Here is a 24,551-nt window from a genome sequence, read left to right as displayed (position 1 = left end):
GTTGAAAGCACAGAAACCACTCGGGAAGTTGATTGCCATCGGTGGCAATGAGGATAAAGGCACTTATCCCAACCCCCGCACCAAAAAGAAGTACTACCTGAACTTCTTCGAGCTCGGCATCATCAAGCGCGTCGTGCTCGAGTCGGGCAAGACCGATCCGCGCATTGAGGTCATTACCACGGCGTCTATGATTCCGGAGGAAGTGAGCAAGATTTACGTTTCGTCGTTTGCCATGCTCAATTGCCTGAACATCGGCATTATGGACATCCGCACGCCCGAAGACGCGCGGGAGCCCGAATATGTGGCCCGCCTGCTCGCGGCCGACATCATCATGATGAGCGGCGGCAACCAGTCGCGCCTGAAGGAAATGTTCGGGGAAAGCGAATTTCTGGACTGCCTGACGCAGCGCTACTACACTGAGCCCAACTTCGTCATTGCCGGCACCAGTGCCGGGGCCATGGCCATGTCGCACATCATGATTCGCGGCGGCAGCGTGCCCGACGCCCTCATGAAGGGGGCCGTGAAAATGGGCACCGGCCTGAGCCTGACCCGCAACACCATCATCGATTCCCACTTCGTGAAGCGCGGCCGCTTCGGCCGCCTGATCGAGGCCGTTGCCCTGCACCCCAAGCTGATCGGCATCGGGCTGGGCGAAGACACCGGCATCCTCATCACCGACGGCTGCCTGATCGAAACCATCGGCTCCAATCTGGTCATCATCCTCGACGGCCACAACATTCAGCACAACAATGCCGCCGCCGCCAAAAAGGGCACGCCCATTTCGCTGGAGAATGTGACCATGCACGTGCTGGCCAAAGGCAACGTCTACGATATCACCGAACGGAAATTCTACGCCGACAAAACGCTGCGCCTGCCCGTGCCGACTCCTTCGCCCGTCACGAGCCACAGCCCGGTGGAGTAAAGCCACTCCCCTTTCGGCGACCCCATAAAAACGCCGGCTTTCCACGGGAAGGCCGGCGTTCTTAGTCTACCCAGAAGGAATAAATGTCATGCTTTTCACTCCTTGTATATAGGGCGGCTTTTTCAGCGGGAGTTAGTCCTTGTAAATACCGATGTACAGTGGGCTGGCGGAAGACAGGCTGGCGCGGTACATGCCGTCGGAATTGAAGGGCAGGGCAATATTGCCCAGACCGTCGACGGCTACCAGGCCGCCTTCGCCGCCGACGGGCGCGAGCTTCTCGTGCACCACGATGCGGCAGGCTTCGGCCAGGCTCAGCCCGCGGTATTCCATCAGGCAGGAAATGTCGTGGGCCACTACGGCGCGCAGGAAAAATTCGCCGTGCCCGGTGCAGCTGATGGCGCAGGTGCGGTTGTCGGCGAAAGTACCACTGCCGATGATGGGGGAGTCGCCGATGCGGGAGTAGCGCTTGTTGGTCATGCCGCCGGTGCTGGTGGCGGCGGCGAGGTTGCCGTGCTGGTCGCGGGCCACGGCACCCACGGTACCCATCTTTTTTTTGGGGTCCTCGGTGGGCAGCGGCGCTTTGGCTTCGCTGTGGTCGAGGCGCATCTTGCCGTCGGCCCGGGCTTCCTGAAGCTGGTCGTAGCGGTGCTGGGTGAAGAAGTAGGCGGCGGGCTGCGTGGGCAGGCCATGCTCGCGGGCCAGCGCGTCGTTGCCGGGGTGGGCCAGCAGCACGTGGTCGGTTTTTTCCATCACCAGCCGGGCGGCCCGGATCGGGTTTTGCACGGTGCGCGCCCCGGCCACGGCCCCGGCGGCCCGGTCGCGGCCATCCATAATGGCGGCATCCATTTCGTGGTGCCCCTCGTGCGTGAAAACCGCACCCCGGCCGGCGTTGAACAGGGGACAGTCTTCGAGGCTGCGCACGGCTATTTCCACCGCATCGAGCGCCGGACCACCCTGACGAAGAACATCATACCCTGCTTCGAGGGCGGCTTGCAGGGCCTGCCGGTAGCCCTGTTCGGCGGCGGTGGTCATCAGGGTGCGGGAGATGGTACCGGCCCCACCGTGCAGGGCTAAAGCGAAGGAAGAATTCATGCGGAGAAGGGGATTCTGAGCGGATTGAGCGGAACTACCGGGTAAAGATACGCAGGGATCGGGGGCGGATTTCCCCCGGCTCACCTAGCCGAAACGCGTTTTTTTTCGTACGTTTGTTTACGTTTCACACCCCTTCTAATATTCCTTTTTATGGCTTACGACACTACCGGCCGCCTGCACGAAATCTTCGACGAACAGCAGGTGAGTGAGAAATTCCGCAAGCGCGAGTTCGTGCTGGAAGTTCAGGATGGCCAATACCCTGAGCATATCAAATTTCAGTTGGTGCAGGACAAGACGGCCCTCATCGACCCTTTCAAAGTAGGCGACGAAGTAAAGGTTACCTTCAACCTGCGCGGCCGCGGCTTCAATAAGAACGGCCAGATGCTGTACTTCACCAACCTCGAAGCCTGGAAAATTGATGCCGGCTCCGGTGGTGGTGCTCCCGCTGGCGGAGGCTACAGCCAGCAGGCCGCGCCCCGCGCCGCCGCTCCGGCGCCGGCTCAGAACCAGAATCCGAATCTGCGGGCTCAGCCCGCCGCTCCCATCGCCGGCGACGACGACAACGATTTGCCTTTCTAAGCGAAACCGCTTTTTGTTTTGGCTACCCAATGCCGTTTCCGCGAGGAAACGGCATTTTGCTTGGTGGGCCGCCGCGAAAAAGTAAAACTTCCCGGTATCGGTTTAGCGTTAATACCCGGCCCCCGTTCGGTGGGCCGTTTCGTCTGCTGACTTCTCCTTCGCCTTATGGCCGCATTTGTGGATCCTAAATTACTGCACGGCAAAACTATCCTGCTCACCGGGGCCTCGGGTGGCATCGGCTACTTTACGGCCCGGGAGCTGGCCCGCCGCGGCGCCCGCATGGTGCTCGTATGCCGCGACGCCGAGCGAGCCGAAAAAGCCCGCGCCAACATTGTGCACGCCGTGCCCGAAGCCCTGGTTGACGTGTTGCTCTGCGACCTGTCGTTGCTGGCCAACGTGCGGGAGCTGGCGGCCGAAGTCGGCCGGCGCTACGAGAAGCTCGACGTGCTGGTCAACAACGCGGGCGTGATGCCGGGCCCCCTTCGCATTACCACCGAAGGCCACGAGCTGAGCTGGGTGACGAACCACCTGTCGGTTTTTGCCCTGACCAACCTGCTGCTGCCCCAGCTCGACGCCGCCGGCAAGGCGCGGGTGGTTACCGTAGCGTCGGACGGCCACTGGCTGGGCGAAATCGAAGCCTCGCAGGCAGTCCGCAACGACCCGGACAAGTACAGCTCGTTTGCCGCGTACTGCGACTCCAAGCTGGCTAACATCCTGTTCACCAACGAGCTGGCTCACCGCCTCGACCTGACGGGCATCACGGCCAACTGCCTGCACCCCGGCATTGTAGATACGGGCCTGGTGAATCCGAACAGCTCCTGGCTGCTGAAAACGATGTGGGGGCTGGGCAAGCCATTCATGGTCAGCCCGGAGCGCGGAGCGCAGACCAGTATCTTTCTGGCCTCGGCCCCGGAGGTAGCCCACGTCAGCGGGCGCTACTTCAAGCACAGCAAGCCCGCCCGCCTGCTGTCCGGCAACGCCCAGAACCGCACCGAAGCCAGCCGTCTGTGGCAGATTTCGGCGGAAGAAACCGGCATCGGGTAAGTGTTGGTTTTTGGGTTTTGGTTTTTGGTTTTTTGGTGGGTGGGTTTTGGTTTTTAGCCAATCATGTCATAATGGGGGCCTTGTGAATAGATGAAGCCCTCAGCCCCATAGCTTCGGACGTCAACCAAAAACCACCAGGGCGGGCGGCCGTGATGGCCTGCTCATTTTCCATTCGGACGTCAACCAACAACCACCCACCAACAACCAACAACCATGGACCTCCACAGCTTGATCAGACAGGGGGAAGGCGAGCGGGTTGAATTCAAGAAGAAAACCACCCACCCGACCCGCATTTCCCGCACCCTGACTTCGCTGGCCAACACCCACGGTGGCCACGTGCTCATCGGCGTCGACGACGCCGGCCGCGTGGTGGGGGTGCGCGACGCGGAAGAGGAAATGTACCTGCTCCAGCTGGCCGCCGCGCAGTACGTGGAGCCCCCGCTGAGTCTGCACTTTGAGGAAACCGAGGAAAATGGCCACACCGTCATCATCGTGACGGTGGCCGAAAGCACCCGCAAGCCCCACCGCGCCCAGGTAGCCGAGGGCGACTGGCGCGGCTACGTGCGCGTGCGCGACGAAAGCGTGCAAACCAGCGGCCTCACCGAAAGGGCGCTGGAACGGGACCAGCCCACCCGGTTCGAACCACTGCCCCTGAACCGCCACGAGCTGGCCGTGCTGGAATACCTGCGCAAATATCCCCGCATCACCCTGGCGCAGTACATGAAGCTGGGCAACCTGGGCAAGCGCCGGGCCTACCAAACCCTGATCAAGCTAACCCTGCACGGCTACCTCCACCACCACGACAAAGAAAAAGAGCCCTACTACACGCTGTAGGGGCGGGGCTTGCCCCCGCCCGTCGTTGAACAAACCACTTCACAACGAGTATAGCGTTGAGCTCTGAAAGCTCCGCCTAGATGCGGCCAACCCCAATCAGGCTAAGCGCTTGACCAGCAACTTAAAAACCAGGAAGGGGAGCACTCCGGCAAATGCCGGGTACTCCCCTTCCTGGTTAAGCTTTTGTTTCAGCTATTCGCTGCTGCTGCTTTTAGATTTCTTCTTCTCGTCTTTGGCGGCCTTCTTTTCCTTCGTGGTCTTGGCCGGCTCCTTCTTTTTTTCCTTGCGGGCGTCTTGTGCTTTAGCCATGGTGCAAAATGGTTAGGGGAGAAAATAAACTACCATTCCTTAACGCAGGCGCGCTGGAAGGTGTTGTGCGAAGGTAACTAGCGCAGCAGCGGCAAATACCGCTCGCGCAAAATATGCCGGTGATGAGCTTCGTGCCCCGGCAATACAAACAGCAGGGCACGCACGCTAAGCGGGTTGTTGCTGGCCGTCCCCGTGCGGTCGAGCTGCGCGGGCGTGAAGCTGCGGAACAAGGTCAGCGTGGCCTGGCGCACGGCGTCGTATTCCTGAAATAAGTCGCTCAGCGAACGGGCATTGGCCCCGGACTCCTCGGCGTAGGCGTTTTCGTCGAAGCCGGGCAGGGGCTGCTGGTCGCCGCGGGCAATGCGCAGGGCGCGGTAGGCGAAAATGCGCTCCGTATCGATGATGTGCAGCAGCATTTCCTTGATGGTCCACTTACCGGGGGCGTAGGCCGTCAGGGCCTGCTCCTCGGTGAGGCCGCCAATGAGCTGGCGCAATTCGGCGGGCTGCTCCGCCAGGACGGTCAGCGGTTCGGCCCCGGCGGGTACGCGGCTGATGTAGTTGTCGAAATAAGCCACGTATTGGCCGGGCTGAGGGCGAGCAGTTGACATAGCAGGGCGGGGTATTGCGGGACGAAGGTAGAAGAAATACGCAATCCGGGCGCATCGGCTTTCGAGGGCGCCCCCGGGCTCCGGCTTGGCGAAACCCGCCGGGGCAGCAAACCGCGCTGCCCCGGCTGACCCGGGCCCGGGGCAACCCGCCGCGCCTGGTTCACCAGCCCGGCGCGTTGGGGTTGCCGATGTTAAGGGCCTCATCAACCATTTAAATACGGTTTCGTAAAGCCCTCCACTTTCTACTCTCAATTTCCGCGTATGTCGTCTCTTGCCGAAAAAGGTCTTAAACTCTCCAAAAACGCCATCTTCAACGTTTTCATTGCCCGCGCCGGCAAGCTGCTGGGTAAGCCCTTCCAGATTGCCATCGTGCTGAAGGAAGTGGCCGAAAAGCTGGCCGATAAAAAAAGCGCCAAGGGTACTTTCGGGCAGCTCTTCGACCTGGCCCAGACGCTGGTGCGCCTGGTGCGGGCCTACATCAGCGGCGCGTACCGGCAGATTGAAGGGGGCACCGTCGTTTCCGGCGTAGCCGTGCTGCTCTACGTGTTGTCGCCGGTAGATCTGGTGCCGGACTTTATTCCGGTTATCGGCTTCCTGGATGACCTGAGCCTGATCAGCTGGTTTATCACCAGGTTTCAGGGCGAGATTTCCCGCTTCCAGGCCTGGGAAAGCACCTCGGCTCTTTCGGCCGCCGGCGTCGCCCCCGCCCCCGCCCTGGGCGACACAACCCAACCGGCGGTAGCGGAGCTGGGCCATTCGTAGCCCCGTTTTGGTCGAAGCCCGTCCGAAGCCCGCGCCGCCCAGCGCGGGCTTTTTTGCCGGGCTTCGGCCCGCAACGCGTATTTTCGTACCCTACCACCCTGCTGCACTATGCGTATTCTCTCCCGGCTGGCGTTGCTGGCGCTGCTGATTGTCCCCGTTGCCACCTGGGCCGCGCCACCCGACGAAGGCCTGTGGCTGCCGCTGCTGCTCAAGCAGCTCAACGAGGCCGACATGCAGCAAAAGGGCCTCCGGCTTACCGCCGAACAGATTTACAGCGTCAACCAGGGTAGCCTCAAGGATGCCGTGGTGCAGTTCGGCGGGGGCTGCACCGGCGAAATCATTTCCGACCAGGGCCTGCTGCTCACCAATCACCACTGCGGCTACGGCCAGATCCAGAGCCATTCGTCGGTGGAGCAGGACTACCTGACCAAGGGCTACTGGGCCATGCAGCGCGCCGAAGAATTGCCCAATCCGGGCCTTACGGCGACGTTTATTGTTCGCATGGAGGACGTTACGGCGCAGATTCTGGTCGGCGTACCCACCACCGGCATCACCGAGTTCGACCGGGAGAGGCTGGTGCAGACCAACATCCAGCGCGTGGCGCAGGCGGCGGTGCAGGGCACCCACTACCAGTCGTTTATCCGGCCGTTTTTCAATGGCAACGAGTATTATCTGTTTGTCACGGAGGTGTTTACCGACATCCGGCTGGTGGGCGCGCCGCCGTCGGCCATCGGCAAGTTCGGCGGCGACACCGACAACTGGGCCTGGCCCCGCCACACCGGCGACTTCAGCCTGTTCCGCATCTACGCCGGCCCCGATAACCGGCCCGCGCCCTACTCGGCGGCCAACCAGCCTTTCAAGCCCCGCCACCACCTGCCTATTTCGCTCAGCGGCATCAAGCCCGGCGACTTCACGCTGGTCCTCGGCTTCCCCGGCCGTACCAACGAGTACCTCACGTCGTGGGGCGTGGCTGAAACCTACTCGGTGTCGAACCCGGCCAAGGTGAAAGTCCGGGAGGCCAAGCTACGCCTGCTTGCTGCCGACATGCAGGCTTCCGACCAGGTCCGGATTCAGTACGCGGCCAAGTATGCCGGCATTGCCAACTACTGGAAAAAGTGGATCGGCGAAACCCGGGGCCTGAAAAAGCTGGACGCCGTGGCGCGTAAGCAGGAGCAGGAAGCCCGCTTCACCCAGTGGGTGCAAAGCGGCGACGATGCCCGCAAAGCCGGTTACGGGCCGCTGCTGGCCGGTTTCGAGCAAAACTACCGTACCGGGCGCGACTATACCCTGGCCCGCGACTATGTGACGGAAGCCGTGCTGGGCGTGGAGTTGCTGGCCTACGCCAACAGCCTTGCCCACCTGCCCGAGCTGATAGCCCAGAAAAGACCCGCCGCCGAAGTAGCTGCCGCGGCCGACAAGGCGAAGAAAGGCCGGGTGGGCTTTTTCAAAAACTACAGCGCACCCACCGATCAGAAAGTAGCCGCCGCCCTGCTGGCCTTGTACGCCGGGGGGACGCCACCGGCTCTGGTGCCGGACTACGTGAAGGCGCTGCAGCAGCAGTACCCGGGCCCCGCGGGCTGGACGAAATACGCCGCCCAGCTTTTCCGCCGCTCGCGCCTGACCACCGCGGCCGGAGCCGCCGCGGTGCTGGACGAGCTGGCCCAGGGCAACGCCCGCGCCCTCACCGACGACCCCGCCTACCAGCTGGCTACGGCGGTTATCAGCCACTACCGGGCCATCATTCTGCCCGTGTACACCTCAACTACCGACAACATTGCGCTGCTTTCGCGCACCTACCTGGCCGGGCTGCGCCAGATGCAGACCGACCGGAAGTTCTACCCCGACGCCAACCTGACTTTGCGCGTGTCCTACGGGCAGGTGGCCGGCTACCAGCCCGCCGACGGCGTGCAGTACGACTACTACACCACCCTCGACGGCCTGATGGAAAAGGCCGATCCGACCAACCCGGACTTTGAAGTGCCGGCCCGGCTGGCGGAGCTGTACCAGGCCAAAGACTACGGCCCCTACGCCGTCAACGGTACGGTGCCGGTGGCCTTCATTGCCACCAACCACACCACCGGCGGCAACTCCGGCTCCCCGGTTATCAACGGCCGCGGGGAGCTGATCGGCGTCAACTTCGACCGCAACTGGGAAGGCACCATGTCCGATATCATGTACGACCCCGACCGGGTGCGCAACATCACCCTGGACGTGCGCTACCTGCTCTTCGTGGTCGATAAATACGCCGGGGCCGGCCACCTGGTGAAGGAAATGACGCTCGTCGGCAGCCCCAATCAGCCGGCCGCGCCGGAAGTTAAAAAGATGAAGGTGAAGCGAAAAGTAAGGGCCTGATTGCTTTTCCCAACCCGCTCCCAGCGCCGCCGGATTCAAATTCCGGCGGCGCTTTTTCGGATATCCGGTTTCTTTCCGGCTATCTTTTGCCGATGCTTCCCTCTTCTCCAATCCGCCCGCTGGCCTTCGGGCTGGCGGCTCTGCTCGGCTTTGCCGGCATACCACCGGCTGTCGCCCAGATTTCCGCCGCTCCCGCTATCCTGCTACGCCCCGCCGCCGTCTTCGATGGCCAGGACCTGCACCCCGGCTGGGCCGTACTGGTGGAAGGGACCAGGATAAAGGCCGTGGGACCAGCGGCCCAGATTACGGCTCCCGTGGGGGCCCAGACCTTGGAGCTGCCGGGGCTGACGCTGCTGCCGGGCCTGATTGAAGGGCATTCGCATCTGCTGCTGCACCCTTATAATGAGACGACGTGGAACGACCAGGTGCTGCTGGAGTCGCAGGCGCTGCGGGTGGCCCGCGCCACGGTCCACGCCCGCCGCACCCTGGAGGCCGGCTTCACCACGGCCCGGGACCTGGGTTCCGAGGGCGCGGACTACGCCGACGTGGGCCTGAAGCAGGCCATCGACCAGAACCTGATTCCCGGGCCGCGCCTGCTGGTGGCCACCCGGGCACTGGTAGCCACGGGCAGCTACGGCCCCAAGCTCTCCGCCGACGTCGATGTGCCGCAGGGTGCCCAGGAGGCCGACGGCGTAGACGGGATCATCCGGGCCGTGCGGGAGCAGATTGGCAAGGGGGCCGATATCATCAAGGTGTACGCCGACTACCGCTGGGGGCCGAACGAGCCGTCCCGGCCGACCTTTACCCAGGACGAGCTGAACCTGATTGTGCGGACGGCCAACTCGGCCGGCCGGCCCGTAGTGGCCCACGCTTCCACGCCCGAAGGCATGCGCCGGGCCACGCTGGCGGGCGTCGAAACCATTGAGCACGGCGACGCGGGCACCCCGGAAGTGTTCCGGCTCATGAAGCAGCGCGGCGTGGCCCTGTGCCCCACCGTGGCCGCCGGCGACGCCATTTCACGCTACCGGGGCTGGGCTCCCGGCCAGACTCCGCTGCCCGAGCGCCTGCAGCAAAAGCGCCTCAGCATGGCGGCGGCCCTGAAAAGCGGCGTCACGCTGGCTATCGGCGGCGACGCGGGCGTCTTCGCCCACGGCGACAACGCCCGGGAGCTGGAGCTGCTGGTGCAGGACTACGGCCTGACGCCGCTGGTCGTGCTGCGGGCCGCTACCAGCGGCAACGCCCGGCTTTTTCACCTCCCCGACCGGGGCACCCTGGCCCCCGGCCTGCTGGCCGACATCATTGCCGTGCCCAACGACCCCACCCAGGACATCATGGCCCTGCGGCAGGTGAAGCTGGTGCTGAAGGGCGGCATTATTTTCAAACAGCCTTAAAAGCTCCCGCCCTTTAGGGCCGAAAGGCTGGGTTATCCTCCTTGCGAAGTGGTTCGTTCCACGACGGGCGGGGGCAAGCCCCGCACCCTACTGCGCGACGAGTATACCAATCGTGTCGACCACCTGCCATCCTCGGACCGGACGCCCACAACCGCTATTCGCAGGAGGCTGGAAGTAGGTCAATGCTGGAAATCGGGGCCTGGCCTCAGTTAAGACGCCGGCAACAGCGAAGACTCTGGCGGGGTGCCCTGGTATGCAACGATAATGCAGACTACTGCGGGACAAAACGGGCTACCTTCACCCACCGCCACCCCAGCGGCCAGCGCCCGGCCAGCCGTACTTTTCTTCGGCTACCGTTCTGGCCTTAGGCGCCCGAATTATCCCGGAAAAACCCTCCTTCAACATCAACCCTGGAAGAGATGTCCACAACTGCTCGTTCGATTGAAACTTCGCCCCTGGGCTATGCCCGCCTCGGCGGCGGGCTCTACCTCGTCATTATCTTGTTCGGGGCTTTTGCGGAGGGGTTCGTCACCAGTAAGCTGGTTATATCGGGTGATGCCGGGGCCACGGCGCACAACATTCTCGCCTCGCCGGCTCTCTGGCGCCTCGGCGTCGCGGCCAATGTGCTCGTCGTACTATGTGCCGTTCCCCTGCTCTGGATTGAATACCTGTTGCTACGGCCCGTCAGCAAAAAACTGGTGCAGCTGGCCGTCTTGTTCAATCTGGTGTCGCTGGCGGTGGAGGCCGTTAGCAAGGTATTTCTGCTGCTGGTACTGCCGATACTGGAAAATACCGGGTACCAGCCCGCTTTTGGCCCCCAGCAGCTGCCGATACTGGCCAACCTGGCGCTGAAGTCGCATGATCTTGCCTTCAACATTGCGCTGCTCTTTTTTGGCTTCACATGCCTGGTAAATGGGTACCTGATTTTTAAGTCCGGCTACTTCCCCAGACTTATCGGTATTCTGATGCAGATAGCCGGGGGAGGGTATCTGGTGGCCTGCTCGGCGGCGCTTTTTGCCCCGGCCCTGGCCGATGTGCTCCTGCCGGCTATACTGCTGCTGCCCTTGATCGGTGAATCGTCCCTGTGCCTGTGGCTGCTGGTAAAGGGGGTGGATAGCGCGCAGTGGCACGCGCGGGTGAGCCGTAGTAGCCGCTTCTGAGCCGGTAAGACCAGGTCGATTGCTCAGCTGAAGTCATGCAAGCGGCTCGTCGTTCGCGCCGGCCGGCTGACGGATGGACGACGAGCCGCCCGACGGCCTCCGCAGCCTTATCATTGCGGCCGTACCACGCCCAGCGCCTGCAGCCGCGGCGCATACTTGTCGTAGATAATCCCCAGGTCTTCGTTGTGCTTGTTCGCATCGACGCCAATGCTCACGTTGCTGCTATGAAAGCGGTGCAGGTGGCTGATATGGGGCGACACGACCGGCAGGTGCCCGGCCAGCAGGAAGCGCACGTACAGGTCCAGATCCTCGGCCATGGGCAGCTGCTCGTCGTAGCCGCCTACCTCATCAAACAGCGCTTTGCCGTAGCACACGTTGCCCTGAATGAAGTGCTCGGCTTTGAAAACGGCGTGCAGCATGGCCCGCGGCGAGTCGAAGCGCCAGGCGTAGTAGTCTTCGCCGGGCAGGTAGCGCCGCTCTTCATCCAGGCGCAGGAAGTCGGCCACGAACCAGGGGCGGCCGGGGTGGCGCTGCACCAGATCGGCATAGTGGTAGAGGCTGCGCTGAAGCAGCAGGTCGTCGTCGTCGAGGGGCACCAGCCAGGAATCGGGGCGGGCTTCCCGGATGAGCAGGTTGCGGGCATGGCCGGCGCGCAGGGGCTCCGAATGGGTCCAGTAGCGCAGCGGGGAACCCGCTTGCTGCGCGGCCGTGGGCAGCCACTCCGGGGTGCCGTCGGTGGAGCCGTTGTCGTAGATAAGGTGTTCAAACGCAATATCGAGCGGAGCGCTGACGCTGGCCCGTACGCTGGCGATGGCTTCGGGCAGGTACTGGCGGCGGTTGTGGCTGGGGGTGATAATGGTGAAGTTCATACCTGCCTATTCTGCTTTTTTGGGCAAAAAGTTACTTGGCCCGGCTGGCACCCAACTTTGTAGCGGGGTGTGGTGTTTATCCCAGAGGTAATTGCCCACCGCATCATGGCCCGATTTGCAGTCACCGTCCGTTTTTCCGCGAACTTTAATGAGGACTTCCTGGCCCTGATTCCTCAGCACCGGGCCATAATTAACCCGTTGATTGAGGAACACGTGGTGGAGGCCTACGCCATCAGCGTCAACGGCACCCGCGGCGGGATTACGATGAACGGGCAGAACGCCGCCGTGATCCGGGCCGTGGTGGAACAGTTTCCGCTGTTTCGCTTCTTCGAGCAGGTGGCGGTAGCTGAGCTGTTCGTATTCGACAGTATGGCCGCCCGTTTTCCGCGTAGCAGCCTCCATTAGCTGGTTCCGGATGCTGTATTCCGGCCTGGTTTCTGCTAAAGCGCTTTTTTACGCTTCTATTCTACTAGCTTCCGTTCGGCATGCTTCACTTTTTCCGGCTCCCGGTTTTTGCGGCTATCCTGCTTACCGCCTTCGCGGCGGCCCCGGCCCCCACCCCTAAGCTTACCACGGACCAGCTTATGGTCCGGCTCACCACGGCCATTGAAAGCCTGAAAACTTTGCGCTGCAACGTGCGGACCCAGGAGCGGGCCGGCACGAAGTACAACCAGGCCCGCACGGCCATGAAGATGGGCTTCAATCCGCTGCGGGTGTATCTGCGCAACGAAAAAGGGATTGAGGTGCTCTGGGTGACGGGCCAGAATGACGGCGACGCCTGGGTGTATCCCAATAGCTTTCCGTACGTGACGCTGAGCCTCGACCCCAATAGTACCCTCATGCGCCGCAATCAGCACCACAGCGTGCTCGACGCCGGTTTTGGCACCATTGCCAACCTTATCAAAGGCTCTACGCTGCGCCAGGACCACTCCTTCGAGCACAGCTTTCGCTACGCCGGCGACACCACCATCACCGGTCGCCCCTGCTACATTCTGCGCTCCGACTTCCCGCAGTTTCGCTACGTGACCTACAAAACCACGAAGCCCGAAACCGTGGCCAACATTGCCGACCGGTTCAGCTGCGGCGAATACCGCATCATGGAGCGCAATGGCCTGGCGCCGGACGAGCCCGTGCCGGCGGGTAAAACCCTGCAGGTCCCCAACGGCTACGGCAAGCGCACCATCATCTGCGTCGATCAGAAGCTGTTGCTGCCTCTGGTGGTGCAGGTGCACGACGACAAAGGCCTGTTCGAGAAATTCGAGTTTTCCGACGTCGTCGCCAACCAGCCCATTCCAGCCGCTGAGTTCACCAAGAACTATAAAGGCTATAAAATCTGAACCACGGATTCGGCCGGATTTTTCGGATTGCCCTGGATTCCGGACCACGGATTCGTCCGGATTTTTCGGATTGGTCGGATTTTGTAGTTGGCGCAGACGCCCGGGCAGCAACCTTGAATAAGAAAGGCCACCCGTCCGGGTGGCCTTTCTTATTCAAGGTAATCGTCCACGAAATCCGACCAATCCGAAAAATCCGGACGAATCCGTGGTCCGGAATCCGGGGGCTAGCGACGCATGGCTTTTTCGATTTCGTCCCACATCGGGGGCGGAATCATTTCCAGCTTGTTGAATTCGCCGGCCCCGTTAAGCCACTCGCCGCCATCGATGGTCACGACTTCGCCGTTCACGTAGGCCGAGAAGTCGGATACCAGGTAAGCGGCCAGGTTGGCCAGCTCCTGGTATTCGCCTACCCGCTTGAGCGGTACGGACGCGGCCGGGTCGAGCTTGGCGGCCAGGGGGGCGGGAAACAGCCGGCTCCAGGCGCCTTCCGTCGGAAACGGGCCGGGAGCAATGGCGTTGGAGCGGATACCGTACTTGGCCCATTCCACGGCCAAAGAGCGGGTCATGGCCAGCACGCCGGCCTTGGCGGCCGCCGACGGCACCACGTAGGCGGAGCCCACGGATGCGTAGGTGGTCACGATATTGAGAATGGTACCGGGTTTCTTATCGGCAATCCAGCGCTTGCCGAACGCCAGCGTGCAGTTATAAGAGCCGCGCAACACGATGTCGACAATGACGTCAAATGCCTTGTGGGAGAGGCGCTCGGTGGGCGAAATGAAGTTGCCGGCGGCGTTGTTGAGCAGCACATCTACTCCCCCAAACTCGTCGATGGTCCGCTGGAGCATGGCTTCCACTTCGTCGTACTTGCGCACGTCGCACTGCACGGCCAGCACCTTACCCCCGGTTTGCTGGCGCAGCTCGTCGGCGGTTTTTTCCAGCACGTCGAGCTTCCGGCTGCTGATGGTGACGTTGGCCCCCAGCTGGAGGAAATACGTGGTCATGGCACGGCCCAGGCCGGTGCCGCCGCCGGTGACGACGATGGTTTTGCCCTGGAGCGCGTTGTCGCGGAGCATGGGTTGGGTATACGCTGGCATAAGGGCTGGTGAAGGGCTGAAAAGAAGAGGTGACGGCCTGCAAGAACGGGATTTGTTGGCTTTTGCCCGCCAACAAATCTGGTGATGGAATTTTTACCACCTTTGGCTTCCATGACTGCATCTGCTACTTCTTCTTCCAACCTGACAGTGGCAGTGCTCGGCTGCGGCTGGCTCGGCCTGCCCCTGGCCAAGGCCCTGGTTGCCGCCGGCTATTCCGTGGTCGGCTCTACCACTACCCCCAACCAGCTGCTCACCTTGCGCGACGCGGGCATCACGCCCTACCTGCTGCGCCTCGGCACCGACTTTACCCCCACCGACGCCGATACGCTGCGCACCATGCTCACGGGCGTCGACGTGCTGGTGCTCAACGTGCCGCCCCGGGCAGCGGCCGCCAACAACTATCCGGGCCTGCTGCGCCCCGTTGGCAGCGTAGTGGCTTCCGTGGGCGTGCGCCACGTGCTGTTCGTCAGCTCGACCAGCGTGTACCCCGATGCGCCCCGCACGATGCAGGAAGCCGACGCCGTTTCTTCCCCCGACGCGTCCTCTGATCTGCTGCGGGCCGAGGGGCATTTCACGCCCCGGCGCGGACAGTGGCTGAGCACCGTGGTCCGCTTTGGCGGCCTGATTGGGCCGGACCGCCCCCCGGGCCGCTTTCTGGCCGGCCGGCAGGGCTTGCCCAATGCCGGGGCGCCGGTCAACCTGATTCATCTCGACGACTGCATTGGGTTGCTGACCAGCATCATTCGCGAAAACGCCTGGGGCTACACCTTCAACGCCTGTTCCAGTCAGCACCCTTCGCGCCAGGAATTTTACACGGCGGCGGCCCAGAAGCTTGGGGTTGCCCCCCCCACTTTCGACGCGCAAAAGAATCGCACCGGGAAGCTCATCGACAGCAGCTTCCTGCACCGCACCCTCCCCTACCAGTTCCAGCGCGACAACCTGATAACGGCGCTGGATTATTGCTGAACCACGGATTCGTCCGGATTTTTCGGATTAGTCGGATTTTGTAGTTGGCGCCGACGCCCGGGCAGCAACTTCTAATCAGAAAGGCCACCCGGACGGGTGGCCTTTCTTAACTTCAGGGCATCGTCCCCAAAATCCGACCAATCCGAAAAATCCGGACGAATCCGTGGTCCGAAAAATCCGGACGAATCCGTGGTCCGAAAAATCCGGACGAATCCGTGGTCTATCTTTGCGGGGTGAATGACATCAATTTGACGGTAGCGGTATTGGGGGGCGGGGCGGCGGGGTTTTTCGGCGCCATTGCCTGCGCCGAGGCCAACCCAAAGCTTACCGTATATCTGCTGGAAAAAACCAGTAAGCTGCTCGGCAAAGTGCGCGTATCGGGGGGGGGGCGCTGCAACGTGACCCACAACTGCGGCTCCGTGGCTCAGCTGATCCAGCACTACCCGCGCGGGGCCAAACAGCTCAAGGAGCCTTTCCATCAGTTTGGGGCCCAGGATACGGTGCAGTGGTTCGAAAAGCGGGGCGTACCGCTTAAGACCGAGGCCGATGGCCGCATGTTTCCCACCACCGACTCCTCCGAAACTATTGCCCAGTGCCTGCTCGACGCCGCCCACCGCGCCGGCGTCCGGGTGCTGACCAGCACCAACGCGGAGCGTATTGAGCCGCTGCCGGGCGGCGGCTTTGCCCTGCACCTGACCGGCGCGGCGCCCCGGGTTCTGACGGTGCGGCGCCTGCTGGTAGCTACCGGGGGCCTGCCCAAATCGGAGGGCTACAACTGGCTGCGCGACCTGGGACACAGCGTGGTGGAGCCGGTGCCGTCCCTGTTTACCTTTAACGTGCCGGCCTCACCACTCAAGGAGCTGATGGGCGTGAGCGTACCCCACGCGCGGGTGGTGCTGGCGGGCGAAAAGCTGGACTACGAAGGGCCTTTGCTGATTACCCACTGGGGCATCAGCGGCCCGGCCGTGCTGAAGCTCTCGGCCTGGGGCGCCCGCCGCCTCCACGAGCTGCAGTATATCGGCTCCGCCCTGGTCAACTGGATTCCGACCTATACCGAAGAAACCCTGCGCCAGTGGCTGCACGCCTTTCGCACCGATAACGGCCGGAAAGTAGTTCTGTCGAATGCGTTGTTCGGCCTGCCGCAGCGCCTGTGGCGCAACCTGGCGGAGCAGGCCGGGGTAGACGCCGAAGTTCGGTGGAGCGAGCTGCCGGCCAAAACCCAGAACCGACTGATTGAATTGCTGCTGCGCATGCCGCTGGCCGTGCGGGGAAAAACTACTTTTAAGGAGGAATTCGTGACCTGCGGCGGAATTCCACTCAGCGAGGTGAGCATGAAAACCATGGAAAGCCGCCTCCACCCCGGCCTGCACTTCGCCGGCGAGGTACTCGACATCGACGGCATCACCGGCGGCTTCAACTTCCAGGCCGCCTGGACCACCGGTTTCCTGGCCGGGCGGGCCCTGGGCCAGCCCAAAGAAGCTGGCCGTTAGGCTCTTTCGCGCCAAGGATTTTCACCCGGAGCAGGCTGTCAGGTCCCGCGACACAACGCTGCGCCGTTGGGGTTGAGGCCTGCCGCGGGTATGCCCACCGGCACCCGGTCTGGCGGCAGATCCGGTACGGCAGCTCGGTGAGACGCCGCATCCCGGGGCCCCGGCAAGCAGCAAATACCCCCGCCTGCGTGGCGGTGGCCATCCCGGCAGAGATGTGAGAACAGGTTAAAACTCCACGATAAAGCCAATGGTAGGCAGCACCGTGGCGGCATCGTTGCGCAGCAGCGTAGGCACGGCGTTCGACCCGTCGGGGCGCACGGGCTGCCCGTCGGTAGTCACGAAGTCGCTGTTGTCGGGCGTGCGCTCGAAGGTGTAGCTGGCCGGGGCCGGGCTTTTCAGCACGAAGGCATTCTGCACGTCCAGGTACAGATCCAGGGTGAGGCGAGGCCAGTTGATTTTCTTGTCGAGGCGAAAGTCGAACTGCTGGAAGCTGTTCAGCCGCTCGGTATTCAGGCGGCGGAAGTCGAAAATGCCCTGGCCCAGGGTGAGGTAGTTCTGGCGCGACGCCTCGAAATCGAAGGGCGTGTAGGGCGCACCACCCGCGAAGCGGTACTTGAGGCCCATCTCCCAGCCGCGCTTAAACTTGCGACCCAGCAGCAGCGAAGCCAGGTGGCGCGTGTCCCAGGCGGAAGGTTTATAGCGGCCGTCGGCTCCGCTGAACTCACTCCAGAACAAGGTGTAGGCGGCCACCGCAAACAGGTTTTTGGTGAGCTTCTGCTGGAAGAAGAACTCGCTGCCGTAGGCCCGGCCCCGACCGGTGCTGCGTACGGCCTCGTTGCCGAGCGCCACAAAATCGCTGCCCAGATTGGCCAGGGAAATGCCGTTGCGCACGCTCACCGGATAGTCGCGGTACTGCTTGTAGAAGCCTTCCAGCGTAAAGCGGGTGCTGGGCGTGGGCAGGTACTCCAGGCCCGTTACATAGTGGGTGCTGGCAACGTAGCGGTTGTTTTTATTGACCAGCCGGCCGGTTTCGTCGCGGAAGCCCAGCAGCGTGGAAGGGGGGATTTTGTAGTAGCGGCCCACGCTGGCGTTCAGGTTCCACTTATCGGCCAAGGCGTAGGAGGCCGATAGGCGCGGCGACAGCGTGCGCAGCAGGTTGGCCCCGTCGTCGGTGAACGAGTTGCCATCAGCCCGCAAGCCCGCCGACAGCGTGAGCCGATCGGCGGGCAGCAGGGAACGGGTAACCTGGGCGAAAGCCCCGAAGCGGGCAAACGACAAGTCGGAGGTGAAGGTCACGTCTACGCCCGGCTGCTGCACGGTGCCGTCGGGGTTGAGCACCGCCCGGCGCAGGCGGTTGAAGTAGCGCGAGTCGAACTCCACCCACTGCCCCACGGTCCCGTAGGCATACTGCCATTTGCCCACCGATTTGTTCACGTCCACGCGCAGCTTGTTTTCGGCTTCACCCGAGCGGGTAAGCAAGACGCGCCGGCTTTCATCGCCCCGGAACGCGGTGCCGCCTTCAAAGAAATCGACCTGGTTGTCGAGCTGGGTACGGCTCAGCGCCACGTTGAGGTAGCCCTGCGGGAGGAGCTGCCGCAGCGAAGCCCCTACGGTGTAGTTCCACTGGTCGCTGGAGGGCGTGTTGCGCAGGATATAGTCGTTTTCGGGCGTCGACTTGCGGGGCACGGCTACCTCAAAATGGTCGAGCGCACCCAGGCCCAGCAGGGTAATGCTGGTTTTAGCCGACAGCTTAGTGGTGACTTTAAACTGCGCATCCCAGTAATCGGGTCGGATGGGCAGGTCGATGATCTTAAACAGCAGCTGCAGGTACGACCGGCGCACCGAGGCCAGGTAGGTAGTGTTCTGGGTGAGTGGGCCTTCCAGGGTAGCCGCCACTTCGGTACCGCTCAGGCGCACGTTGCCCTGGGTGCGGTCGGGGTTGCCCTCGCGCTGCCGGAATTGCAGCACACTGCTCAGGGCATTGTCGTAGCGCGCGTTAAAAGCGGAGGAGCTGAGCGTCACGTCCTCAATAAACGACACGTTGAGCATGCCCGCCGGCCCGCCGGCCGAGCCCTGGGTCTGGAAGTGGTTGATGACCGGTACCTCGATGCCGTCGAGATAGTACACGTTTTCGTTGGGGGCCCCACCCCGGATGATGATGTCGTTGCGGAACCCCGCCGTACCGCCGGTGCCACCGCCGCCCACGCCGGGCAGGCTTTGCACCACTTTGGAAATGTCGAAGTTGCCCCCCGGGTTGCTCTTGATTTCCTCCACGCTCAGGCGCTGCACGCTCAGGGGAGTTTCGGCCGTAGCCACCCGAATGGCGCGGCTGGCCGTCACGGTCACCTCCCCCAACGCCTGGGCCGCCGGCACCAGCTCCAAACTCACAATGTTGGCGTTGCCGGAAGTGATAACCACGTTGGCGCGCAGCAAGGATTCGTAGCCGACGAAGCTTACGCGCACATTGTAGCTGCCCGTGGGGATGTCAGTCAGCCGAAACCGACCTTGCTCGTCGGTAGCGGTGCCCAGGGTGCTGCCTTCCAGCGCCACGGTCACGCCCGGCAAGGTTTGCTGGGTAGCCCGGTCGCGTACGGTGCCGCTGAGCACCCCGGTATTCTGGGCTAACCCGGCGTGTCCGCAAGCCAGCAGGAACAAGACAAGCAGGTAGAAAAGTCGCATGATATTGGGCTTATTTGGTTTGATACCACACAAACTAAATCAAATGCTATATGCTTATCCACCAAGTATTTTTTCACCCCCCTTTCGCCGAGGGTCTTTGTTGCTTTACCCAGTATAAATTACCGCCTTCTCCAGCAGCTCCTAGAGCAAGCCGAAGCTTTTGAGTAACCCCGCTCCGCCAGCGGGCCGCCGGCCGACCTGGCCACCTTTGCGGCGTGGCTGCCCGCCCGGACCCCGGCGCCGCCGGCCGGACTGCTGCACAGCGGAATCCACGAATAAAGCACGCCTTTGACTACCTGGAACAGCTCGGGCTCCTTCGTCCGGCAGACTACCCGCCGCAACCCAAACAGCGCCCGGGCAGTAAAGAGAAACACTAATTCGTTTCCCCTCCTTCAATTCTACCCCACTACCCCATGGAAACCAAAGCAACCCAAGCCCTCGCCAACGAACTTATCGAAACGCTCAAGGATGGTCAGAAAGGCTACGCCGAGGCGATAACCGACGTGGAAGACGCGGACCTGAAAGAGACCTTTAAGAAATACGCGGCCCAGCGGTCCGGTTACATCACGGAGCTGGAAGACCAGATGCACAAGCTCAACCTGCATCCCGAAGAAGAAAGCTCCGTTACGGGCACCATTCACCGGGCTTTCATCAACCTGAAAAGCATCGTCACCAGCAAAGACCGCCACAGTATTCTCGCTGAGTGCGAGCGGGGCGAAGACTACGCCAAGAAAGCTTACCAGACGGCCCTCAAAGCCCAGGACCTGCCCGCCGGCCTGAAAACCGTAATCGAAAAGCAGTACCAGGGCATACAGCAGGGCCACGACGAAATGCGCAGCCTGCGCGATGCTTCCGAGAAGAAGTAATCGCCAATCGCAGGGACTTTCCCCACGGGTACCTCAAACACAAAAAAGCCTCTCCGATAATCGGAGAGGCTTTTTTAGTGCTTAAACGTTGCGCCGATTAGTCGCGCTTGCCTTTGTAGCCACCGCCGCCGCTGCCATACGAGCTGCCGCCTTCGCGCTTGCCCTTATAGCCGCCACCGTACGATGAGCCACCTTCGCGGCTACCGCCGCCGTAGCTGCTGCCGCCTTCCCGGTTGCCGTAAGAGCTGCCGCCGCGGTTGCCGCCGAAGCTGCTGCCGCCACGCTGACCACCACCGTAGGAGCTACCACCTTCGCGGTTGCCATACGGAGCCCGGCGAGCGGGACGATTATCTTCGGCACCGAATCCGCCGGGGCCCCGGGTGTTACCTTCCTGCTGCGCATCACCTTCCTGACGCGGCGTAGCAATGTTGAAAGCTACCGGACGACCCTGGATAGAGCTGCGGCCAAGCTTCTCGATAACTTCTTCCACGAACTCGGAAGGCACTTCGACGAAGCTGAACTTGTCGTAGAGGGCAATGTCGCCGACTTTGCTGCCTGTCAGGCCGGTGTTTTCGGCAATCAGGTCCACGATGTCGCGCGGATGCACCCGGTCCTTCTTGCCCATCGTCACGAACAGACGGGTGAAGCCCGGACGCACGGCGCCTTGCTGGCGGCCGGCTTCGAGGCTCTTCTCGGCCTGCTTGTCTTCTTTCATCGTCATGCGGAGCAGAGCAGCGGCCACGTCCAGCGACGTGATGCCTTCTTCCTGATCCAGCAAACGCTGCACGCGGGTGACGTATTTCTCCAGCTTGCCTTTCTCGATGATGTCTTTGATCTGAGCCAGGAAGAGCGTGGTTTTCACCTCCGACACATCTTCAAACGATGGAATCCGCTCCTGCTTGATGTTGGCCTTGGTGAAGCGCATGATGTCGCGCAGCTTGTAGATGTCGCGGCCACTCACGAAGGTGAAGGCTTTGCCCAGCTTGCCGGCGCGGCCGGTGCGGCCGATGCGGTGCACGTAGTACTCTTCGTCCGCCGGCAAATCGTAGTTCACGACGGCTTCCACGTTCTCCACGTCGATGCCGCGGGCGGCTACGTCGGTGGCGACCAGAATTTCGAGCGTGCCCTTGCGGAACTTGTCAAGGGTGTTCTGGCGCTGCTGCTGGCCCATGTCGCCGTGCAGACCGTCGGCGAAGTAGCCGCGGGCCTGGAGTTCGGCTACGCACTCGTCGACCATGCGCTTCGTGTTGCAGAATACGATGGTCGACTTGAGGTTGTACATGTCGATGATACGGGACAGCACGTCCTTCTTCATCGGGTTGCGCACCTCGTAGTACATCTGCTCGATGTTCGTAACGGTCAGCTCCTGGTGGTTGACTTTTACGATCTGCGGGTTTTTCTGATACTTCTTGGTGAGCTCCATGATCGGCTTGCTCATCGTGGCCGAGAAGAATACCGTCTGGCGCTCCTCGGGCATTTTGCTCAGCACAATCTCGATGTCCTCGCGGAAGCCCATGTCGAGCATTTCGTCGGCTTCGTCGAGGATAATCTTGGTGGCTTTATCCAGCTTCAGCGTACCGCGCTCGAGGTGGTCCATCACGCGGCCGGGCGTGCCGATTACGATCTGCACGCCGCGCTCCAGAGCCTGGAACTGCCGGTCGTAGCTTTGACCACCGTAGATCGGCACGACGGCCAGACCACGCTTATACTTACCGAGCTTCTGGATTTCGCCCGAAACCTGCACCGCCAGCTCACGCGTGGGGCACAGAATCAGCACCTGGACGGCGCGGCTGTCAGTATCAACACCTTCGATGGCGGGAATGCCGAACGCGGCGGTTTTACCGGTACCCGTCTGGGCCTGACCGATAACGTCCTGACCCGCCATGAGGACTGGAATAGCGGCGGTCTGGATCGGGGAAGCTTCCTCGTAGCCGAGGTCCGAAATTGCGCGCATCATCTCTTCCGAGAGATTCAGCTCTTCAAATTTTACTTTTTCCATGACTTAGTTTGATGGAATGGGAGACACTAGCTCTGAAAACAGCTTATTCAGCGACGTTCCTCTCCCACTCAACAACAACGACAAGCGACGGAAGCAACGGACGGAAGACGAAGGCGGCCAGCCTGTTAGATTACTGCAGCCAATGCTGCGCGGAACATGGCCGTTCTCAATGCGGCTGCAAAGGTATGAGAATTTTATTATAAAAAGCAGGATGCCTAAACTCTATTGTGGAGGTTATCACAACCAGCCTGTCATCCTGAGCCGGCGAAGGACCTTCCTCTGAGCAGCGCACAGGCCTTTTTAAATGAGTAAAGCTCTCTTCATAGGGTGCGGGAAAGAGCTTTGGGCGCTGAAATGAGTTCGGCAGACCCGAAGAGGAAGGTCCTTCACTCCGCTGCGCTACGCTCAGGATGACAGGTAATTTCTCAGGAAATACCCTGAACGCAAAGAAGCCCGCATTGCTGCGGGCTTCTTTGGTTCATCCGAAGATGAGAGGTCAAACTAAACCAACGACACCTTTACGGCGTTGAGGCCTTTTTTGCCCTGTGCAACTTCGAATTGCACTTTGTCATTTTCGCGAATCTCATCAACGAGGTCACTTACGTGAACGAAGATGTCTTCACCTGATTGGTCTACTTTAATGAAGCCAAAGCCCTTGGTGTCATTGAAGAATTTTACTGTTCCTGTCTGCATGTTGTTTGATTATGTATGTCATCTAAGCAAAGTGGCCATGAAATCTGCTATGGCCCCTTGCGGAACAGCTTGCAGATGGCGTGATGCACGTTTCTAAGACTTAGGCAAATATACGACTTTACCCCAGAGTAGTTAGGGTGGGTGACGGATAAAGTGCCGGGTGGGTGGCGGACCGGGCCAAATACTGCCGCTATTCCGTTTAAAGCGGGTTTTAAGTTTTTGTGAACCACCCATAAATATTCAGCGGCCGGTGCTCATTCGGCGCTGAACCCACCTTTCGGACCCGGCGGGCAGTGGTAGAAGGCCGGACTTTACCCCTGCGGCGCGCCGCATTCGGAGCCGGAAGAAGCAGCTTAGGCTTCTCCCGGCTGCCCGTTGCCTCTACCCCCGGCCTTCTGACGAACAAGCCGTTTCTTTGCCTCCACTTATGGATAACACCACCGCATCCTTCCGCTTCTCCCACACCATCCAGGTCGTGGCAGCCGATATTGACGAGCTCAACCACGCTAACAACGTGCAGTACCTGCGCTGGGTGCAGGATATTGCCAGCGCCCACTGGCTGACGGCCTACCCACCCACCGCCGCTCCTACTCCTTATATGTGGGTGGTGATGGAACACCGCATCCGCTACCTGAAACCGGCTTTGCTGGGCGACGAGCTGCGCTGCACCACCTGGGTGGGCGACGTACGCGGGGCGCAGTCCCAGCGCTTCACCCGCATCGAGCGGGTGGCCGACGGCGCGCTGCTCTGCGAGGCCGAAACCCAATGGGCCTTCCTCGACCCGCAGACGTTGCGGCCGCGGCGGGTGACGGAGGAGGTGATTAAGCGGCTGCGGGAGGCGGTATAGGGTAAGCTACAAACTGAAAGCCGCTAATACATTACCGCTTTCAATACAGGTGTTACCTTTTTCTTCGCTTTTGCCTCCTGCGCCTATTCTGCAAGGCTTTCAGCCATGACTTCAAACTATTCATTATATCTACAACAGAGTAAACCTGGCTTCCTTTAACCGAAATCTTGAGGTTGTTGGGAATACTCCATTTCTCCTTCGGATCGACGTAATCCACATCATATCCTTCTTTGGCAGGATTATACTCTAAACTGGCTTTCTTGTACTTATTGGCTTCAAAATTCGAAACTATCAATCTTACCAGCCTGAATACATCAGCTTCAAAATCAGCTTCGCTCTCACTATTGAAACGAGTGTAGAAATCCGGCTCTGAGCGCCAGAATATCATCAATGCTGTTGCTCTATCACATTTGGAATGGTTCACAACCCATTCCAATAACGCTGTTCCATCATCCCAGTTATAGATGGAGGCAAGGTAATGTAGCTCTGTGGATGAGTTGAGTTTATCAAACTGAGATTTGCCGGGTTCTTTCCCTTGAAACGATTGTTCAAAAAAATTATCAACGATGAACCTCGTCCTTTTTACACCTATTAATCTCATCGAATTATTGGTTTACTGAAAGTATTTGTAGGTGTAAGCGCCCTTCAAAAGTAAGGT

General features: G+C 61.2%; 22 protein-coding genes. 14 read left to right on the top strand and 8 right to left on the bottom strand.

The window, feature by feature from the left end; translation table 11 throughout:
• The first annotated feature begins 28 nt into the window (after positions 1-28).
• Positions 29-922 carry a cyanophycinase gene (locus tag ABD833_RS00450; protein ID WP_345070223.1) on the top strand — a complete coding sequence of 298 codons (894 nt, stop codon included), beginning with the start codon at positions 29-31 and terminating at the stop codon, positions 920-922.
• A 132-nt stretch (positions 923-1,054) separates the two neighbouring features.
• On the opposite strand, the gene ABD833_RS00445 is transcribed toward ABD833_RS00450, so the two are convergent.
• Positions 1,055-2,014, bottom strand: coding sequence for an isoaspartyl peptidase/L-asparaginase family protein (locus ABD833_RS00445; protein ID WP_345070222.1), 960 nt, complete (start codon positions 2,012-2,014; stop codon positions 1,055-1,057).
• Between the two features lie 150 nt (positions 2,015-2,164).
• Here ABD833_RS00445 and ABD833_RS00440 point away from each other — a divergent pair, with 150 nt between their 5' ends.
• From ABD833_RS00440 to ABD833_RS00430, 3 genes are all read left to right on the top strand, one after another.
• Positions 2,165-2,593, top strand: coding sequence for a DUF3127 domain-containing protein (locus ABD833_RS00440; protein WP_345070221.1), 429 nt, complete (start codon positions 2,165-2,167; stop codon positions 2,591-2,593).
• 165 nt (positions 2,594-2,758) lie between these two features.
• Positions 2,759-3,637: an SDR family oxidoreductase gene (locus ABD833_RS00435; protein ID WP_345070220.1), complete on the top strand. Its 879-nt coding sequence runs from the start codon at positions 2,759-2,761 to the stop codon at positions 3,635-3,637.
• A 213-nt stretch (positions 3,638-3,850) separates the two neighbouring features.
• Complete coding sequence (locus ABD833_RS00430) at positions 3,851-4,471, top strand: AlbA family DNA-binding domain-containing protein (RefSeq protein WP_345070219.1); 621 nt, start codon at positions 3,851-3,853, stop codon at positions 4,469-4,471.
• A 386-nt stretch (positions 4,472-4,857) separates the two neighbouring features.
• On the opposite strand, the gene ABD833_RS00425 is transcribed toward ABD833_RS00430, so the two are convergent.
• Positions 4,858-5,388, bottom strand: coding sequence for a DinB family protein (locus ABD833_RS00425; protein ID WP_345070218.1), 531 nt, complete (start codon positions 5,386-5,388; stop codon positions 4,858-4,860).
• A 261-nt stretch (positions 5,389-5,649) separates the two neighbouring features.
• On the opposite strand from ABD833_RS00425, the gene ABD833_RS00420 reads away from it, so the two are divergent.
• The 4 genes from ABD833_RS00420 (at position 5,650) to ABD833_RS00405 (ending at position 11,053) form a co-directional block, all read left to right on the top strand.
• Positions 5,650-6,150, top strand: a complete 501-nt coding sequence (locus ABD833_RS00420) for a YkvA family protein (protein ID WP_345070216.1) — start codon at positions 5,650-5,652, stop codon at positions 6,148-6,150.
• A gap of 108 nt (positions 6,151-6,258) precedes the next feature.
• Positions 6,259-8,502 carry a S46 family peptidase gene (locus ABD833_RS00415; protein WP_345070215.1) on the top strand — a complete coding sequence of 748 codons (2,244 nt, stop codon included), beginning with the start codon at positions 6,259-6,261 and terminating at the stop codon, positions 8,500-8,502.
• Positions 8,503-8,594: 92 nt separating this feature from the next.
• Positions 8,595-9,893, top strand: a complete 1,299-nt coding sequence (locus ABD833_RS00410; RefSeq protein ID WP_345070214.1) for a metal-dependent hydrolase family protein — start codon at positions 8,595-8,597, stop codon at positions 9,891-9,893.
• 419 nt (positions 9,894-10,312) lie between these two features.
• A complete protein-coding gene (locus ABD833_RS00405) occupies positions 10,313-11,053 on the top strand; it encodes a DUF4386 domain-containing protein (RefSeq protein ID WP_345070213.1) in 741 nt (246 codons plus the stop codon).
• Positions 11,054-11,163: 110 nt separating this feature from the next.
• Here ABD833_RS00405 and ABD833_RS00400 read toward each other — a convergent pair whose 3' ends face one another.
• Positions 11,164-11,922, bottom strand: a complete 759-nt coding sequence (locus ABD833_RS00400; protein ID WP_345070212.1) for a glycosyltransferase family 2 protein — start codon at positions 11,920-11,922, stop codon at positions 11,164-11,166.
• A gap of 105 nt (positions 11,923-12,027) precedes the next feature.
• Here ABD833_RS00400 and ABD833_RS00395 point away from each other — a divergent pair, with 105 nt between their 5' ends.
• On the top strand, positions 12,028-12,327 hold the full coding sequence (locus ABD833_RS00395) for a hypothetical protein (protein ID WP_345070211.1): 300 nt from the start codon (positions 12,028-12,030) through the stop codon (positions 12,325-12,327).
• Between the two features lie 80 nt (positions 12,328-12,407).
• Positions 12,408-13,259 carry a LysM peptidoglycan-binding domain-containing protein gene (locus ABD833_RS00390; protein ID WP_345070209.1) on the top strand — a complete coding sequence of 284 codons (852 nt, stop codon included), beginning with the start codon at positions 12,408-12,410 and terminating at the stop codon, positions 13,257-13,259.
• 224 nt (positions 13,260-13,483) lie between these two features.
• Here the strand turns inward: ABD833_RS00390 and ABD833_RS00385 are convergent, their stop codons facing one another.
• Positions 13,484-14,353, bottom strand: coding sequence for an SDR family oxidoreductase (locus tag ABD833_RS00385; protein ID WP_345070208.1), 870 nt, complete (start codon positions 14,351-14,353; stop codon positions 13,484-13,486).
• A 111-nt stretch (positions 14,354-14,464) separates the two neighbouring features.
• On the opposite strand from ABD833_RS00385, the gene ABD833_RS00380 reads away from it, so the two are divergent.
• Together ABD833_RS00380 and ABD833_RS00375 are read left to right on the top strand one after the other, a co-directional pair.
• Entirely contained in the window at positions 14,465-15,319 is an 855-nt protein-coding gene (locus ABD833_RS00380) for an NAD(P)-binding domain-containing protein (protein ID WP_345070207.1), read from the top strand.
• Between the two features lie 233 nt (positions 15,320-15,552).
• Entirely contained in the window at positions 15,553-16,809 is a 1,257-nt protein-coding gene (locus ABD833_RS00375; RefSeq protein ID WP_345070206.1) for a BaiN/RdsA family NAD(P)/FAD-dependent oxidoreductase, read from the top strand.
• A gap of 225 nt (positions 16,810-17,034) precedes the next feature.
• Here ABD833_RS00375 and ABD833_RS00370 read toward each other — a convergent pair whose 3' ends face one another.
• On the bottom strand, positions 17,035-19,488 hold the full coding sequence (locus ABD833_RS00370; RefSeq protein WP_345070205.1) for a TonB-dependent receptor: 2,454 nt from the start codon (positions 19,486-19,488) through the stop codon (positions 17,035-17,037).
• Positions 19,489-19,901: 413 nt separating this feature from the next.
• On the opposite strand from ABD833_RS00370, the gene ABD833_RS00365 reads away from it, so the two are divergent.
• Complete coding sequence (locus ABD833_RS00365) at positions 19,902-20,354, top strand: PA2169 family four-helix-bundle protein (protein WP_345070203.1); 453 nt, start codon at positions 19,902-19,904, stop codon at positions 20,352-20,354.
• Positions 20,355-20,451: 97 nt separating this feature from the next.
• On the opposite strand, the gene ABD833_RS00360 is transcribed toward ABD833_RS00365, so the two are convergent.
• Both ABD833_RS00360 and ABD833_RS00355 read right to left on the bottom strand, forming a co-directional pair.
• Positions 20,452-22,353, bottom strand: coding sequence for a DEAD/DEAH box helicase (locus ABD833_RS00360; protein ID WP_345070202.1), 1,902 nt, complete (start codon positions 22,351-22,353; stop codon positions 20,452-20,454).
• 501 nt (positions 22,354-22,854) lie between these two features.
• Positions 22,855-23,046: a cold-shock protein gene (locus ABD833_RS00355; RefSeq protein WP_073110051.1), complete on the bottom strand. Its 192-nt coding sequence runs from the start codon at positions 23,044-23,046 to the stop codon at positions 22,855-22,857.
• A gap of 427 nt (positions 23,047-23,473) precedes the next feature.
• Here ABD833_RS00355 and ABD833_RS00350 point away from each other — a divergent pair, with 427 nt between their 5' ends.
• Positions 23,474-23,893, top strand: coding sequence for an acyl-CoA thioesterase (locus tag ABD833_RS00350; RefSeq protein ID WP_345070199.1), 420 nt, complete (start codon positions 23,474-23,476; stop codon positions 23,891-23,893).
• Positions 23,894-23,945: 52 nt separating this feature from the next.
• Here the strand turns inward: ABD833_RS00350 and ABD833_RS00345 are convergent, their stop codons facing one another.
• Complete coding sequence (locus ABD833_RS00345; RefSeq protein ID WP_345070198.1) at positions 23,946-24,494, bottom strand: DUF4274 domain-containing protein; 549 nt, start codon at positions 24,492-24,494, stop codon at positions 23,946-23,948.
• Positions 24,495-24,551 lie beyond the last annotated feature (57 nt).

Origin of the sequence: Hymenobacter fastidiosus (genome assembly GCF_039539565.1) — a bacterium.
In the GTDB taxonomy this organism is placed as follows: domain Bacteria; phylum Bacteroidota; class Bacteroidia; order Cytophagales; family Hymenobacteraceae; genus Hymenobacter; species Hymenobacter fastidiosus.
Note: the sequence above shows the minus strand (reverse complement) of the source record. Positions and strands in the feature narration are given on the sequence as shown.

Excerpts from the sequence above, each read along its gene's own strand:
- ABD833_RS00345 (WP_345070198.1), bottom strand. The coding sequence starts at position 24,494 with ATGAGATTAATAGGTGTAAAAAGGACGAGGTTCATCGTTGATAATTTT.
- ABD833_RS00400 (WP_345070212.1), bottom strand. The coding sequence starts at position 11,922 with ATGAACTTCACCATTATCACCCCCAGCCACAACCGCCGCCAGTACCTG.
- ABD833_RS00405 (WP_345070213.1), top strand. The coding sequence starts at position 10,313 with ATGTCCACAACTGCTCGTTCGATTGAAACTTCGCCCCTGGGCTATGCC.
- ABD833_RS00355 (WP_073110051.1), bottom strand. The coding sequence starts at position 23,046 with ATGCAGACAGGAACAGTAAAATTCTTCAATGACACCAAGGGCTTTGGC.
- ABD833_RS00440 (WP_345070221.1), top strand. The coding sequence starts at position 2,165 with ATGGCTTACGACACTACCGGCCGCCTGCACGAAATCTTCGACGAACAG.
- ABD833_RS00395 (WP_345070211.1), top strand. The coding sequence starts at position 12,028 with ATGGCCCGATTTGCAGTCACCGTCCGTTTTTCCGCGAACTTTAATGAG.
- ABD833_RS00365 (WP_345070203.1), top strand. The coding sequence starts at position 19,902 with ATGGAAACCAAAGCAACCCAAGCCCTCGCCAACGAACTTATCGAAACG.
- ABD833_RS00370 (WP_345070205.1), bottom strand. The coding sequence starts at position 19,488 with ATGCGACTTTTCTACCTGCTTGTCTTGTTCCTGCTGGCTTGCGGACAC.
- ABD833_RS00350 (WP_345070199.1), top strand. The coding sequence starts at position 23,474 with ATGGATAACACCACCGCATCCTTCCGCTTCTCCCACACCATCCAGGTC.
- ABD833_RS00380 (WP_345070207.1), top strand. The coding sequence starts at position 14,465 with ATGACTGCATCTGCTACTTCTTCTTCCAACCTGACAGTGGCAGTGCTC.
- ABD833_RS00410 (WP_345070214.1), top strand. The coding sequence starts at position 8,595 with ATGCTTCCCTCTTCTCCAATCCGCCCGCTGGCCTTCGGGCTGGCGGCT.
- ABD833_RS00445 (WP_345070222.1), bottom strand. The coding sequence starts at position 2,014 with ATGAATTCTTCCTTCGCTTTAGCCCTGCACGGTGGGGCCGGTACCATC.
- ABD833_RS00415 (WP_345070215.1), top strand. The coding sequence starts at position 6,259 with ATGCGTATTCTCTCCCGGCTGGCGTTGCTGGCGCTGCTGATTGTCCCC.
- ABD833_RS00360 (WP_345070202.1), bottom strand. The coding sequence starts at position 22,353 with ATGGAAAAAGTAAAATTTGAAGAGCTGAATCTCTCGGAAGAGATGATG.
- ABD833_RS00385 (WP_345070208.1), bottom strand. The coding sequence starts at position 14,353 with ATGCCAGCGTATACCCAACCCATGCTCCGCGACAACGCGCTCCAGGGC.
- ABD833_RS00430 (WP_345070219.1), top strand. The coding sequence starts at position 3,851 with ATGGACCTCCACAGCTTGATCAGACAGGGGGAAGGCGAGCGGGTTGAA.
- ABD833_RS00390 (WP_345070209.1), top strand. The coding sequence starts at position 12,408 with ATGCTTCACTTTTTCCGGCTCCCGGTTTTTGCGGCTATCCTGCTTACC.
- ABD833_RS00420 (WP_345070216.1), top strand. The coding sequence starts at position 5,650 with ATGTCGTCTCTTGCCGAAAAAGGTCTTAAACTCTCCAAAAACGCCATC.
- ABD833_RS00435 (WP_345070220.1), top strand. The coding sequence starts at position 2,759 with ATGGCCGCATTTGTGGATCCTAAATTACTGCACGGCAAAACTATCCTG.
- ABD833_RS00425 (WP_345070218.1), bottom strand. The coding sequence starts at position 5,388 with ATGTCAACTGCTCGCCCTCAGCCCGGCCAATACGTGGCTTATTTCGAC.